The sequence below is a fragment of the Duganella aquatilis genome, from assembly GCF_009674565.1.
In the GTDB taxonomy this organism is placed as follows: Bacteria; Pseudomonadota; Gammaproteobacteria; order Burkholderiales; family Burkholderiaceae_D; genus Rugamonas; species Rugamonas aquatilis.
Genome location: NZ_WKJL01000032.1, coordinates 26,284 through 39,609, shown reverse-complemented (window position 1 = coordinate 39,609; position 13,326 = coordinate 26,284). Strand labels below are relative to the sequence as shown.

Here is a 13,326-nt window from a genome sequence, read left to right as displayed (position 1 = left end):
CATGAAAAGATCCTGGATTAGCTCGTTTCTGTTTCGCCATTTCCCTTATCCTCCTAAATACATTGCGCGCGCCGATTGCAGCCGTGCACTTGAGTGTTTCGTTTGTCCCGTTGATCGTTGCACCGGACAGTTGAACGGACCTGACGAAACCGACATTGACAAGCCGCGCTCGGGAACGCGCTCGAAAGGCATCTTGACGCAAACCGCCGACGGCATCCCAATCCACTTATTGGTATCCCTTGAAGGCTACAACGCTCGCGCGGGCCGTCTACATCCCCCTTCGGCCCCCATGCCAAATGGAAGTGCATTACCACCCGATGTTGTTCCTGATCGACTTCAATGGCGCCTTGTACGCTATTGCCAATACCGAGGCGATTAAGATGCGAAATATAATTCTCGCCTTTACGGCGACAGCGCCGTTGTGTTGAATCGTCGGCTGGGCGATCAACTCGCCCTCCCTGCTTTATCTCGGAATAGGGCTGTGCCTCCTCAATTTCGCTCTCGATTTGGCATCTGGCGTGATGAATTTCCCGATCCTGACGGCACTATTCATGATGACAGGTCTGCTGTCATCGTCACCATGGTATCTCGGTCTGGGGAAAGGATTGTTGGTCTGGACCGCACGGAAAGTTCTGACAAACCTGCCAAAACTCATCTCCCGTACGTCAAAAAGGTTCGTCCCAGATGAACGCAAAACGAGAGAGGATTCTTACCTCACCCTATATCCGGTGATGGTTTCTGCGATGGCGGAAGTAAAAGATATAAGCGATGACCGTGCCGTCCACATCGTCGGCCACCGGGCAAGAGGGCATCGACTTTCTGTGGGTCTTACGGATGTTAAACAGCAAAGATCATTTATTTACACTGGATCTGTATAGCGTGCTGTCCCGCCTTGAGGCCTTTGCGGTAGGTGAGCTTGCATTCCGCCGTCTCATCGGGCAGTCGGCGAGAGAGTGTCACCTGATTGTGCTCTCCATACGTGCATTGCAACCACTTTCCGTCGGGGAATGCACCGTCAAGCGCATACGTGTAGGACCATTCATTTTTACTTCGCATCTCTTGGAAGTCCGTGAGGTCTCCCCTCATTTCCGGTGGGCCGTACATCGGCGCAGCCGCGTGCAGATACAGCGGGGATGCGACGTAGGGCACCCAGTCTGCAGCTGTATCAGTTACACGAATAGAAGAGGGAGAAATTAGCTCAGGGCATTCGAGGGCGTGTAGCGGTGCGGCCATGAGGCCGATCGGGGCGACAAGCAGCAGACACTGCATCGAGGAGAGTAAACTTTTGATGATCATACGCGCCTCCAATTATTCAACAACGTAGAACGCATCCGCGTTGTCGCTTGGGCGGATATAAACACCACTCTTGGTTTTTCCTCGCCTTGGAATAAACCGTGCCGATACCTCGGTCTTCTTTTCATGCTTCCATTGATCCATTATCCATATGCCGTTAGGACCGAACCGCAGGAAAAATGCAGCATGATTGCCATGACTTTTACTTGGATATCGGCCGTTGACGAAGGTCGCAATAGCAGTTCCTTTTTTTAGCGTTGCGCTTTCAACGACATGCTCTCCTTCTCTCCATGCGGAAGAGACGGGAATCTTCGCATAGTGCTGGATTAAGGCTACGCATTGGTGAGTTCCTACGAGCTCGGTGCCCTCCAGATCATCGACTTTGGAATAGACGTAAGGCATTTGAACCTCCCTTGCAAGGCGGTGAAAATGTTCTCACTGTATCCAGCGGTAATCGGTGCGTATTGAAGCACGACAAACAAAAGGCCCGGTGCGAACCGGGCCAGGGGATTACTTCTGAAGTGGTCCGAAGAAATGAATCATGTTTCCTTCCGGATCGCGGATCATGGTGGAGCGGCGCTGCGGCGTCAGTTGTTGATCGGCCCAGACAAATTCCACGTCGTGGGCTTTCAGCGCGGCGGTGACGGCCGTGAGATCCTGCGTGTCGAACACCAGCGCCTTGTATCCCAGCACGCTCAGGTGCGAGGGCGGCGCTGTGCGGTCCACCGGCGTAGTGCTCGTGCCGGCCAGCGTGACAAGCTCGATGCGCGTGCCGGCGCCTTCCATCATCGCGTAATCCGCGCCGACCGCGCCGAACCGGCCACGCTCGGCGGCGGTCAGGCCTAACACGCGCTCGTACCATGCAATCATCTTGGGCAGATCGCCGACTGCGATGGCGACGTTGTTCAGTGTCAGTCCGTTCATTTCTTCGCTCACGAGTGATTACTTGATGAATTGCAGCAGCACAGGAATGGTCTGTTGCGGTGCTTCTTCCATCAGCCAGTGGCCCGAGCCCTGGATGACTTTGCCGTCCACATCGTCAGCCACCAGTTTGACCTGGTTGACCAGGAAGTCGCCACCCGATTTTTCGCCGGCGATCACCAACACAGGCATGGTCAGCTTGGTTTTGCCCAGTTCGGCGAAGCGTTCGGCGTCCGCTGGGAAGGCTTTGAAGTATTCGAAGCCGGAGTGGATGGCGCCAGGCTGCGCGTAGGCTGCTGCATACAGTTTGCGGTCCGCTTCAGGAATCGAGTGCTTGCGGTCGGCAGCGAAGTCGTTCCAGAAGTGTTCGAAGTAGGTGCGCTCGCGGCCTTTCACCAGTTGTTCAGGCGTTTCGCCGTAGAAGTGGAAGTGCCACAGGTCGCGCAGCAGGAACATGTCTTTCCAGTTGCCGATGCCAGGCAGGAAGGCGTCCATCAGCGCGACTTTCTGCGTGTCCTGCGGATACTGGGCGGCGTAGGCGTACGCCACCATCATGCCGATGTCGTGGCCGACCACGGTGGCTGGTTCGCCGCTCACGGTTTTCACCAGTTCGTGGATGTCCTTGGCCATATTGGCCTTGTCATAGCCGTCCGCCGCCTTGGCCGAGGCGCCGGCGCCGCGCAGGTCGGGTACGATCACGGTGTGGGTCTTGGCCAGTTCGGCCATGACGGGACGCCACATGTAGCCGGTCTGGGTGTAGCCGTGCAGCAGGACCACGGGCGTGCCCTTGCCGCCGACCTGGTAATGAATTTGCGTGCCGTTCACTTGCGCCACTTTGTCGGTGTAGCCGGTTGGGGCGGCGGCCTGTGCCAGCGTCGAGCCGGCCAGTGCGGCAGCCAGCAACAGATGACGGAAACCTTGGATTGCTTTGTTCATGATGTGCTCCTGAAGTAAGGGTTGATGAGCACAGTATGGTCTTGCGATTACGTCTCCGGTAGTCAATAATCATCGCCATCAGTTTCAACCATTGGAATCAAATCAGGTAACATCTGCTTACGCTGGAAACACTTTCCACGTCAGCTATCGCTCTCTACTGCCCGTTATACGAACAAGCGCCACTGATGGCGATATTCAGGAGAGACGAAATGGAACATACCCCACGCAACCGCATTCATCCGATGATGGCTTTCGCTGCCGGCTCGGTGGCCCTGGTCAGCCTGGTTGGCGCGGCTTCGATTGCAGGACTTCTGCCGAACTCGCATGCCAGCAATGCACCGAACGATGCGCCGGTTCCTATCGCCGCAGTCGCTCCTGCACCGGCTCCGATACAAGCCGTCGCGCCACAGCCTGAGCCGCGCCGGGTAGTGGAGCATAAGACCATCGTGCATCACACTTATGCGCCGCAGCCGGCTGCGCCAGCGCCAGCACCGGTCGCGCAGAACAGCGTGGTGGGTATGGGCATCGGTGCGGTCGTCGGCGGTCTGCTGGGCAATCAGGTAGGCAGCGGTAACGGCCGCAAGCTGGCGACCATCGCCGGCGCGATTGGCGGCGGTTATGCCGGTAATGAAATCGCCAAGCGCAATCAGCAGCAATAAAAAAATGGCCCGGTGCGAACCGGGCCATGGTGTTACTTGGCTGGGCGTTTAGGATTCCACAGCTTCAGCTTGGAGGTCTTCTCGTAGCCTTTGCCGTTCGGGTAGCCCACCAGTTCCAGCTCCGAGCCCCATGGCGACAGGAAGTGCACCCAGGTCTCGCCTTCGGTATCGCCGCTGGTCATGGTCATCGGTTCGCCCAGCACGGTGATGCCTTGCGATTTCAGGTAGGCCACGCCGGCTTTCACGTCGTCGGTGTAGAAGGCGATGTGCGAGGCGCCGATGTCTTCGCTCTTCGGCATCACGCTGCTGCCGGTCGAGTTCTTGTATTCGAACAGTTCGATGTTGGCGCCGGTGCCGCAGCGGATCATCGCCAGCGTCAGGCTTTCGGCGCGCGGCGTCATTGGGAACGGGCCGATCTGCGTGACCGGCTCGCAGCCGAAGGTGTTGGCGAAGAAGGCCTCGGCCTGCTTCAGGTCCGGCACGTTGACGCCGACGTGGTCGATACCGGCCGATTTGATGCCGGCGGCTTGGGCGGCGCCGCCCAGGTTCAGTACGATGGCGGCAAATACCGCAGCGAAGATTTTCATGATGCGCTTCCTTTATTGTTTGTCGATGAAGACGCGCAGGCTCGCAAGCTTGCCGTCCTTGATGGTGAAGATGTCCTCACCGTGGACCTGGTTGGGATTATCCTTCGGCCCATAGCCCCAGGTAACCCGTCCTAAGCCATGGTTCCAGGCGACCGGCGCCGGCGTGAAGACGAAGCCGGGATGGTCGGCCTGCACCCGCTCCAGCAGCCGGCGGATGTCGGCGTAGCCGGTGGCCAGGCCGCCGTAGTCCGCCACCAGCACGTCGGCCGTGTAGACCTGCGGCAGCTTGGCGTCCCAATGCGCGGCGTTGCGGTCGTTCCAGATGTCGAAGTGACGGTTGATTGCCTGCTGCGCAACCGCCACTTCATCCGTCGCCTGGGCCTGGGCCAGCGATGCGATCAGCATGGCACCGATAGCGATGAACTTTTTCATGCTTACACCTGCGCCATGCCGCCGTCGACGAACAGCTCGGCGCCGTTGATGAAACTGGCCGCGTCGCTGGCCAGGAAGGCCACGGTCTTGCCGATTTCCGCCGCTTCGCCCAGACGGCCCAGCGGGACTTGCGAGGCCAGGAAGTCGAACAGGCCCTGGCGTGCTTCATCCGGCACCAGGCCGCCCAGACCTGGCGTGCGGATCGGGCCAGGGCTGACGACGTTGACGCGGATGCCGCGCTCTTTCAGATCCAGCACCCACGAACGGGCCAGGTTGCGCACGGCGGCCTTGCTGGCGCTGTAGATGCTGAAAGCGGCCGTGCCCTGGATCGAGGTGGTGGAACCGGTCAGTATCACCGAGGCGCCGTCGACCAGCAGCGGCAGCGCTTTCTGCACGGTGAAGGTCACGCCGCGCACGTTGGTGCCGAAGATGCGGTCGAAGTGTTCTTCGGTGATGGCGCCCAGCGGCATCATGTCGCCGCCGCCGGCGTTGGCGAACAGGATGTCCAGCTTGCCGGCGCTCTTGGCGATCTGGGCATAGACCGCGTCCAGGTCGCTCAGTACCGAAGCGTCGGCGCGGATGCCAATGGCGCCGGCGCCAATCGCGGCGACGGCGGCGTCGAGTTCAGCCTGGCGGCGGCCGGTGATGAAAACGCGTGCGCCTTGCGCCGCCAGTTCCTGCGCGGTGGCCAGGCCGATGCCGGTGCTGCCGCCGGTAACCAGTGCGATTTTGCCATTCAGTTGCTTGCTCATGATGTTCTCCTTGAAGTTGGATGCGAAGTGCATGGGAGAACTTTACTGCTGGCAGATTATTTGAAAAAGCGGGTAAAATTGAAATAACTATCTACACACATGGATAATCCGCATGAATCAGTTATTGGCGATACGGGCTTTTGCCCGGGTGGTGGAGGCAGGCAGTTTTACCAAGGCGGCCGATTCGCTGGACATGCCGAACGCCTCGCTCAGCAAGCTGGTGCAGGAGCTGGAGTCGCACCTGGGCGTGCGCCTGCTGCAGCGGACCACGCGCCGCGTCACCGTCACGCCGGACGGCCAGGACTACTATGAGAAGACGGCGCTGATCCTGCGCAATCTGGAGGATGTCGACACCTCGTTCAACATCGCCCGCAGCAAGCCGCGCGGGCAACTGCGCGTCGACACGGGCGGCTCGACGGCCAGCGAGGTGCTGATTCCCGCCCTGCCCGAATTCCTGGCGCGCTATCCGGACATCCGCATCGACCTGGGCGTGTCGGACCGTTCGGTGGACATGGTCAGCGACAATGTGGATTGCGTGATCCGCGGCGGTCCGCTGGACAATTCATCGCTGGTGGCGCGTCTCATCGGCGAGGCGAAGATGGTCACCTGCGCCACGCCGGAATACCTGAAGCAGTATGGCGTGCCGGCGTATCCGGAGGAGCTGAAGAACGGCCACCGGCTGGTGGCCTACATGCTGGCGCAGAGCGGGCGGGCGATTCCGTTCCGCTTCCTGCGCGATGGCGAGAAGACCGAAATCAAGATCGAGCACCGCATCGGCGTCAACGAGAGCAATGGCCACATGGCGGCCGGGCTGGCGGGACTGGGCATCATTCAGACCTTCGCCTACGCCGCCGGCGCCGCCATCAAGGACGGCACGCTGGTGGAGATCCTGCAGCCCTGGCGGCCGGCGCCCTACCCATTCCACGTGGTCTATCCGCAGAACCGCCACGTTCCCCAACGCCTGCGCGTGTTCATCGACTGGCTGGTGGAGACCTTCCCACAGCGCCTGGGGTAAGCACCTTTGCGCCACCTCAAACCTTACGAAGACGGAGCGAGCAGGATAAACGCCTACATCCACGAGGTGCGCCATGACCATCACTTTCGACAATCATCAATACGCCACGCGCCTGACTGAAGCCGGCATGGCCCCGGCACTAGCGGACATCCAGGCTGCAATGGCCGGTGACGTCATGCGTGAACTCATCGCCTTGGACTCCAGGCTGGAGCGGACAGATGCCAAGATCGATCAGGTAAAGATCATGGTCAATGCAAGAATCGATCAGGTGGAGCTCAAGCTCGAAGCGAAAATCGCCGACACCAAGGCTGAAATCATCAAGTGGGTCGTTACTGTCGGCATATTGCAGTCTTCATTGATTTCAGCCTTGCTGCTCAAGTTAACCTAAGCTCGGGCGGTTCGGCGAGTAGGTCCAGCCGGGGACCAGGTAGCGCATGGCCATGGCGTCGTCGCGGGCGGTGGTGGCGACTTTTTTGTAGAGCGCGTGCGCGGCCTGGATGCGCTCCATGTCCGGCTCGATGCCCAGGCCCGGCTTCTGCGGCACCTGCACCGCGCCGCCGACGATCTGCAGCGGCTCGCGCGTCAGGCGCTCCTGGCCTTCCTGCCAGATCCAGTGCGTGTCGATGGCGGTGATGTTGCCCGGCGCCGCAGCGGCGGCGTGCGTGAACATCGCCAGCGAGACATCGAAGTGGTTGTTGGAGTGCGATCCCCACGTCAGTCCCCATTGCTCGCACAGCTGCGCCAGCCGCACCGATCCCTGCATGGTCCAGAAATGCGGATCGGCCAGCGGAATATCCACCGCGCCCAGCAGGTGCGAATGGGCCATCTGGCGCCAGTCGGTGGCGACCATGTTGGTGGCGGTGGGAATGCCGGTGGCGCGGCGGAACTCGGCCATGATTTCGCGGCCCGAATAACCGTTCTCCGGTCCGCACGGATCTTCCGCATACGCCAGGATATGGCCCTGGCCGCGGCACAGTTCAATCGCCTCTTTCAGCGACCAGGCGCCGTTCGGGTCCAGCGTCACGCGCGCATCCGGGTAGCGCTTCTTGATCGCGGTGACGGCTTCCATTTCCTCCGCGCCGCGCATCACGCCGCCCTTCAGCTTGAAATCCTTGAAGCCGTATTTGTCCACGGTGGCTTCGGCCAGTTCGACGATCTGCGCCGGCGTCATCGCTTCCTGGTGGCGGCGCGCGTACCAGCCGCTGGCGCCGTCGCCGGCCAGGTAAGGCAGATCGGTGCGGCCGCGGTCGCCGATGTAGAACAGGTAGGCCAGCATCGGCACGCTGTCGCGCTGCTGGCCGGAACCCAGCAGTTCGCACACCGGCACGCCCAGGTGCTGGCCCAGCAAATCGAGCAGCGCCGCTTCCACCGCCGTCACCACATTGTCCAGGCGCAGATTGATTTCGTGCGGCTGCTTCAGCACCTCGGCCTCGGCGGCGGAGGTCACCTGATGTTGCCCGCCGATCGCGGCGCGGATCGCGTTCAGCGTGCGGTTGTAGCGGCCAATCTGCGTACCCACCACCAGTGCCACCGAACGCTCCAGCGCCGCCAGGATGCCGGCGCCGCCCGGCACTTCGCCAATGCCGGTATGGCCCGCGCTGTCGGTCAGCAGCACCAGGTTACGCGTGAAGAATGGCGCATGCGCGCCGCACAGGTTCAGCAGCATGCTGTCGTAGCCTGCCACTGGAATGACCTGCATCGAAGTGATGACTGGGCTGCTTGATTGGTTCATGTGTTCTCTACTCCAAATAAGTTCGGTTCAGCGATAGCGGTACAGCTTGACGCGCTGGATGGTGTACGCGTCGCCCGGCAGGCCGATGTGGCGGCCCTGGTGTGTTTCGTCTCCGTTCAGCCAGCGGCCCTTGTCGTCCAGGCCTTCGGTGGCTTGCTCGATGCCGACCATGGCGCCGTCGGCGCTGCCAAAGACGATGGTCAAGCCTTTGCCCGCGACCAGGAATTCGTCATCGCCGGATTGTATGACAAGGCCGCCGCGGGTCTGCACCTCGGCCGGCGTCAGCTTCTCCCACGGCGCGTTAAAGCTCACCTGCAGCGTATAGCCGCCCATGCGCACCTGCTGCGGCGCGGCGTCCACATCGCCGTCATACGACAGCGGCGCCTTGAAGCCGCGCACCTTGCCGCTGCCCTGATAACGGTTGATCAACGGCGCCAGCTGCTTCAGCACGCGGTAGGCCTGCGGCAGCGAGGAGTTGCCGCCCTTGATATCGTCGATCGCAAACGGCGAGAAACCGAAGGCGTCATGTTCGCCGATCGCATAGAAGGCATCGGCGCCGGCATCGGGACGTTCGGCGTGGTTGGCCTCCGGGATGAACAGCGGATTGTCCGGACGCTTGAATTGTTTGGCCCAGTGGATAAAGTTGGGGAAATAGGTGTCGATGGCCAGCACGTCTACCGACGGCGCGCCCGGCTTCCACACATCGAACAGATGCGGCAGCGGGCCGGCGCTTGGGTATTCGCCGGGACGCTTGCCCGGCCGGTTCAGCGCCACGTTCACATACATCGGCAGCGGATAGACGGCCTTGCCGGCCGCCGTCAGCGCCTCGACAAATTGGGCGTAGTGCCAGGCCTGGAATATCTCCTCGGTGTCGATGGTATCGCCGAACACTTCGGTCCACGTGCCGCTGGTGCGCGCGCCGCGTGTTTGCCAGGCGGCTTTCAACGCTGGCTGCAAAGTGTCCTGATGTGCGGCCAGATACATGGTGAGCGCTGCCGGCACCGGCGCGTGCCATGCGGCGTTGGCGGCGGCGCTGTAGTCGCGCACTTCCGGCAGCATGCCGATCTCGTTCTCGACCTGGATCATCAGCACCGTGTGCTGCGTGTCGGCCTGCTTCAGGTGCGCCAGCAGCGCGCGGTAGGCGGCGCTGTCGGCGGCCAGCGTGGCCGGCGCGAACGGCGTCAGGATGTCCTGCGGCACGCCGGCGCGTGTCTGCGCGCGCGGGAAGCGCTGCGTGTCCTGCTTCACCCACGCCGGCGCATAGGTCGACATGGAATTCTTCCACGCGCCGAACCACAGCAGCACCAGCCGCGTGTCGTGCGCGCGCGCCTGTTTCAGCACACCATCCAGCACGGTGAAATCGAAGCGCCCTTCCATCGGCTCGATCTGGTCCCACTCGACCGGCGCCAGCACGGTGTTGACCTCGGCCGCCTTCAGCGTCGGCCACAGTTTGTCTAGATACGCCAGGCTGGAGGCGGACGAATTATGCAGCTCCCCGCCCAGTAACAGGAACGGTTGGTCGTCGACGATCAGCTGGGTGGCGCTGCCCTGCTTTCGCAGGTGCGGCGGTGCGGCGGCCTGCACCGACGTCCAGCCTAGCAGCGCAGCAGCAACCAGGCAGGCGACGCGTACGCGGCGTGTCGATCCATCCATGGTTTTCCTTTTAAAAAAAACCGCCCCCGAAGGGGCGGATAAAAGGCCCCGTAGGGAGACGGGGCCAGACGATTAAAACTTGGCGCGCAGGCCCAGCGAGTAGGTACGGCCTGGCGAGTACTGCGAGAAGTTGGCGTTACCGAACTGGAAGTAGCCGCGACGCGAATCGTTGTTCAGGTTGACGATGTCGAAGCTCAGCGTCGGCCAGTTTTCCTTGTCGAACACCTCACCCAGGTCCACGCTCGACGAGAAGTCCAGCTGCTTGTAGTTGTCCGAGAACAGCGCGGCGTTGGTGATGCCGTTCTGGTTCGCGCTCGCGGTCTGGCTGCCCTTCGAGAAGGTGTGCGACAGGCGCGCAGTGTAGCCGTGGTTGTCGTAGTAGACCGAGAAGTTGTTGGTGCGGTTCGGTACGCCCAGCGCCACGAAACCGGCGCCGCCCTCGCCATCGCCGCGCTGGGTGATGAAGGTGGCCGTTTCGTTGATGCCGAAGCCGCGGATCGGCAGGATCTTGTCGAGCGGCTGCACCCAGCCGATTTCCAGACCGCGGATCTTCAGTTCGCCCGAAGCGTTGCGGGCCTGGGTCATCACCACGGTGGCCGAGTTGGGACCGCCGCGCGAATCGATCGCCTGCTGCTGGTTCGGAATCAGCGTGTTGTAGGTGATGCCGTAGGCAGCCAGCGCGCTGAATGGCAGCGTGATGTTCTGGTTGATGGTGAAGCCGTCCACCTTCTTCTGGAACACGGTCAGGCTGACGTAGCCTTCGCGGCCGGTGTACCAGTCGATGCCCAGGTCGATGTTATCCGACAGGTAGGGCTTCAGCGCCGGATTGCCGATGGTGCCGACGTCCGCCGATACCGACGAGAAGTTGACGCCAGGACGCAGCGCGTTCGGATCGGCGCGGGTCATGCTGCGCGACAGCGCGGCGCGGGCGATCACGTCGCTGCGCAGGTTGACCGCCAGCGTGCCGGACGGCAGCGTGTTGTTGTAGGTCGTATCCTGGTAGACCCACTGGTCGATGTTCGGATACTTGCTGCCGTTCTGCGTCAGGGCGGCGTTGCGCGGATCGGTGATCGAGTTCAGCGAACCGACCGACTGCCGGGTGCGGACATAGCGCACGCCGCCGTTGTAGCGCGCCGGGAAGCCGGCCAGGTCGAACTTGCCGTTGGCTTCCACATAGAAGCCAGTGGTTTTCTCGCCGATGAAGCCTGAGCTGGCGCCGGTCGACGAAGCACCGCTCGATGGCGCGGTGTTGTAGTACTGCTGGTAGTTCGAGTCCTTGGCGAAGCGGGTCCAGTCGATCACCGGACGGCCGTACGGGCCAGGGATGATGTAGCTGGCCAGCGCGCTTTGCGGGATCAGCGAACCGCCGTAGGTCAGCGGCGCGGTGGCGCCGGCGGTGTAGCCGGTGCCGTAGCCTGGGTACAGCAAGGCAGCGCTGGCGCCCGGCGTCGAGGCGCCGTCGCAGGTCGGCGCGCCGTTCGGACCTTGCAGGAACACGCTAGGATTGTTGCCGCACACCGCCGCCTGCCAGGCCGCCGAGTTGTCGGTGGCGTTGATGCGGCGGGTGATGTCGTCGTAGGCGATGCCGCCCCGGATGTTGAACTTGTCGTCGCCCCAGGTCAGGTCGCTGTGGAAGCCCTTGGTCTCGGTCTTGCGGAACTCGTTCTGCACGTTGACGCGGCCGGTGTTCCACACATAGCTGTTTGGATTATTGAGGTCGGTGCTGGCGACCACCGACGGGATGCCGCCGTTGTTATTGTTGTAGGTCACCGTGTTGCCGCTGTTCGGCGCGGTGATCAGGTACACGGTCGGCGCTTCGTGGCTGAAGTTGCTGCGGGTGTAGTTGACCTGCGCGTCCAGCTTCAGGCTCGGCGTCAGCTTCCATTCCATGCCAGGGTTCAGGCCCAGCAGGCTGACCTGGTCGCGGCGGTAGCCGTGCTCGAAGAAGTTCTGGGTGTTGGCGAAGGTGCCGCCGGTGACCGTGCAGCCGTCGCTGCAATCGCTCTTGTCGACCGTCATGTTAAGCGGGATCATGCCGCCGTTACGCACCGACCAGTCGTAGTCCATGCGCGTCATCTTGTCGTCGCGCTTGCTGTACATGGTGTCCAGGTAGAAGTGCAGGTTTTCGGTCGGACGGTATTCGGCGGCGAAGATCGCCGAGCCCTTGTCCTTGGTGCCGAAGTAATCCATGGTGCGGCCCAGGCGCGGCAGGATGGCGTTGTCGATCTGCTGGATGGTCAGGCCCGGATTGTGCGCCAGCAGCCAGGCCTGGTCGATGACCTGGCCGGTCACCAGGCCGTTGCCGGCGCCGGCCGGCACCGTGGCCGGAATGGTGAAGTTGCCGCCGCCGGTGTTGTTGCGGCTGGAGGCCGGATTCTGCGCCGCCGACAGGTTGGCGTTGGTGTAGCCGACGGTTTCCCAGCCGGTGGTGTGCACCTGCTGGCGCGACAGCGTGACGCCGCCCAGGATGCCCCAGTCGCCGAAGGTCTGGCTGGCCAGGAACGAGCCGCGGCCGCCGGTCTTGTCGGCGATCTGCTGCTTGGTGGCGGTGATGCTGGCGGCGATGGTGCGGCCTTCCTTGTCGAACGGACGGGCGCTGCGCAGGTTGACCACGCCGGCCGCGCCGCCTTCGATCATCTCGGCGGTCGGGCTCTTGCTGACGGTCAGCTTGGTGAACAGGTCGGTCGGCAGCAGGTCGAGGTCGACCTCGCGGTTGGTGTTGGCGCCGTCGATCGGACCGGACGAGGCCACCGCGATCGGCGCGCCGTTCAGCAGGATTTTGGTGAAGCTCGAACCGAGGCCGCGGATCTGGATGGTGGAGCCTTCGCCGGTGATGTCGCGCGAGACGCCGACGCCGGGAATGCGGCTCAGCGATTCGGCGATGTTCTTGTCCGGGAATTTACCGAAGTCTTCGGCGTTGATCGAGTCCTGGAAGCCGACGGCTTCCTTCTTGTCCTTGGCGGACGACAGCAGCGAGTTGCGGTAGCCGTTGACCTGCACCACCGTCATCGGCGCCGCATCGGCCTGCGCCGCTGCTGGCGCGGGCGTTTCCTGCGCATATGATTGCGCAATCAAACCAGCCATAACGGTCAGGCCGAACGCCATCTGCCGGCCAGCAGGCCGGGATTTTTTGTGATTCACTAGCATTTTACAGTCTCCTTCGGTAGATCACCGTGGTTATTGTTATGAACCGAACAACTTAGAAACAAAATGGTTGCGCGATCATTTGAGTGTAAAAGCGTTGAAAAGTTATTGTCAACAAAAATAATATTTGAAATGTTATACGCTACCATTTGATACTAAAAAGCAATCACTAGCATGGCATGTACAGAGGAGCGCGCGGAAA

General features: G+C 61.8%; 13 protein-coding genes. 3 read left to right on the top strand and 10 right to left on the bottom strand.

The window, feature by feature from the left end; all coding sequences use genetic code 11:
* Window positions 1-855: 855 nt before the first annotated feature.
* The 4 genes from GJ698_RS27025 to GJ698_RS27010 form a co-directional block, all read right to left on the bottom strand.
* Complete coding sequence (locus GJ698_RS27025; RefSeq protein ID WP_154360965.1) at window positions 856-1,296, bottom strand: STY0301 family protein; 441 nt, start codon at window positions 1,294-1,296, stop codon at window positions 856-858.
* Window positions 1,297-1,308: 12 nt separating this feature from the next.
* The gene (locus tag GJ698_RS27020; protein WP_154360964.1) at window positions 1,309-1,695 is read right to left on the bottom strand and encodes a BPSL0067 family protein; all 387 of its coding nucleotides are present in this window, start codon (window positions 1,693-1,695) and stop codon (window positions 1,309-1,311) included.
* A 108-nt stretch (window positions 1,696-1,803) separates the two neighbouring features.
* The gene (locus GJ698_RS27015) at window positions 1,804-2,217 is read right to left on the bottom strand and encodes a VOC family protein (RefSeq protein WP_154360963.1); all 414 of its coding nucleotides are present in this window, start codon (window positions 2,215-2,217) and stop codon (window positions 1,804-1,806) included.
* 18 nt (window positions 2,218-2,235) lie between these two features.
* Window positions 2,236-3,150 (bottom strand): alpha/beta fold hydrolase, encoded by a 915-nt coding sequence (locus GJ698_RS27010; protein ID WP_154360962.1) that lies wholly within the window; start codon window positions 3,148-3,150, stop codon window positions 2,236-2,238.
* A gap of 209 nt (window positions 3,151-3,359) precedes the next feature.
* Between GJ698_RS27010 and GJ698_RS27005 the strand changes: the two genes are divergently transcribed.
* The gene (locus GJ698_RS27005) at window positions 3,360-3,809 is read left to right on the top strand and encodes a glycine zipper 2TM domain-containing protein (RefSeq protein ID WP_154360961.1); all 450 of its coding nucleotides are present in this window, start codon (window positions 3,360-3,362) and stop codon (window positions 3,807-3,809) included.
* 32 nt (window positions 3,810-3,841) lie between these two features.
* On the opposite strand, the gene GJ698_RS27000 is transcribed toward GJ698_RS27005, so the two are convergent.
* From GJ698_RS27000 to GJ698_RS26990, 3 genes are read right to left on the bottom strand one after another with little or no spacing between them, the layout of a single operon-like run.
* A complete protein-coding gene (locus GJ698_RS27000; protein WP_154360960.1) occupies window positions 3,842-4,396 on the bottom strand; it encodes a VOC family protein in 555 nt (184 codons plus the stop codon).
* Between the two features lie 12 nt (window positions 4,397-4,408).
* Window positions 4,409-4,828, bottom strand: a complete 420-nt coding sequence (locus GJ698_RS26995) for a nuclear transport factor 2 family protein (RefSeq protein WP_154360959.1) — start codon at window positions 4,826-4,828, stop codon at window positions 4,409-4,411.
* 2 nt (window positions 4,829-4,830) lie between these two features.
* Window positions 4,831-5,580 (bottom strand): SDR family oxidoreductase, encoded by a 750-nt coding sequence (locus GJ698_RS26990; protein WP_154360958.1) that lies wholly within the window; start codon window positions 5,578-5,580, stop codon window positions 4,831-4,833.
* 112 nt (window positions 5,581-5,692) lie between these two features.
* On the opposite strand from GJ698_RS26990, the gene GJ698_RS26985 reads away from it, so the two are divergent.
* Both GJ698_RS26985 and GJ698_RS26980 read left to right on the top strand, forming a co-directional pair.
* Window positions 5,693-6,595, top strand: coding sequence for a LysR family transcriptional regulator (locus tag GJ698_RS26985; protein ID WP_154360957.1), 903 nt, complete (start codon window positions 5,693-5,695; stop codon window positions 6,593-6,595).
* Window positions 6,596-6,668: 73 nt separating this feature from the next.
* Window positions 6,669-6,983, top strand: a complete 315-nt coding sequence (locus GJ698_RS26980) for a hypothetical protein (RefSeq protein WP_154360956.1) — start codon at window positions 6,669-6,671, stop codon at window positions 6,981-6,983.
* Here GJ698_RS26980 and GJ698_RS26975 read toward each other — a convergent pair.
* The 3 genes from GJ698_RS26975 to GJ698_RS26965 form a co-directional block, all read right to left on the bottom strand.
* Entirely contained in the window at window positions 6,975-8,327 is a 1,353-nt protein-coding gene (locus tag GJ698_RS26975) for an enolase C-terminal domain-like protein (protein WP_154360955.1), read from the bottom strand. The genes GJ698_RS26980 and GJ698_RS26975 overlap by 9 nt on opposite strands.
* Before the next feature lie 27 nt (window positions 8,328-8,354).
* On the bottom strand, window positions 8,355-9,980 hold the full coding sequence (locus GJ698_RS26970) for a GH35 family beta-galactosidase (RefSeq protein ID WP_154360954.1): 1,626 nt from the start codon (window positions 9,978-9,980) through the stop codon (window positions 8,355-8,357).
* A 72-nt stretch (window positions 9,981-10,052) separates the two neighbouring features.
* Window positions 10,053-13,127: a TonB-dependent receptor gene (locus GJ698_RS26965; protein ID WP_154360953.1), complete on the bottom strand. Its 3,075-nt coding sequence runs from the start codon at window positions 13,125-13,127 to the stop codon at window positions 10,053-10,055.
* Between the last annotated feature and the right edge of the window lie 199 nt (window positions 13,128-13,326).

Coding starts and splice junctions, on each gene's coding strand:
- GJ698_RS27025 (WP_154360965.1), bottom strand. CDS start 1,296: ATGATCATCAAAAGTTTACTCTCCTCGATGCAGTGTCTGCTGCTTGTC.
- GJ698_RS26980 (WP_154360956.1), top strand. CDS start 6,669: ATGACCATCACTTTCGACAATCATCAATACGCCACGCGCCTGACTGAA.
- GJ698_RS26995 (WP_154360959.1), bottom strand. CDS start 4,828: ATGAAAAAGTTCATCGCTATCGGTGCCATGCTGATCGCATCGCTGGCC.
- GJ698_RS27000 (WP_154360960.1), bottom strand. CDS start 4,396: ATGAAAATCTTCGCTGCGGTATTTGCCGCCATCGTACTGAACCTGGGC.
- GJ698_RS26970 (WP_154360954.1), bottom strand. CDS start 9,980: ATGGATGGATCGACACGCCGCGTACGCGTCGCCTGCCTGGTTGCTGCT.
- GJ698_RS26990 (WP_154360958.1), bottom strand. CDS start 5,580: ATGAGCAAGCAACTGAATGGCAAAATCGCACTGGTTACCGGCGGCAGC.
- GJ698_RS27010 (WP_154360962.1), bottom strand. CDS start 3,150: ATGAACAAAGCAATCCAAGGTTTCCGTCATCTGTTGCTGGCTGCCGCA.
- GJ698_RS26985 (WP_154360957.1), top strand. CDS start 5,693: ATGAATCAGTTATTGGCGATACGGGCTTTTGCCCGGGTGGTGGAGGCA.
- GJ698_RS27005 (WP_154360961.1), top strand. CDS start 3,360: ATGGAACATACCCCACGCAACCGCATTCATCCGATGATGGCTTTCGCT.
- GJ698_RS26965 (WP_154360953.1), bottom strand. CDS start 13,127: ATGCTAGTGAATCACAAAAAATCCCGGCCTGCTGGCCGGCAGATGGCG.
- GJ698_RS26975 (WP_154360955.1), bottom strand. CDS start 8,327: ATGAACCAATCAAGCAGCCCAGTCATCACTTCGATGCAGGTCATTCCA.
- GJ698_RS27015 (WP_154360963.1), bottom strand. CDS start 2,217: ATGAACGGACTGACACTGAACAACGTCGCCATCGCAGTCGGCGATCTG.
- GJ698_RS27020 (WP_154360964.1), bottom strand. CDS start 1,695: ATGCCTTACGTCTATTCCAAAGTCGATGATCTGGAGGGCACCGAGCTC.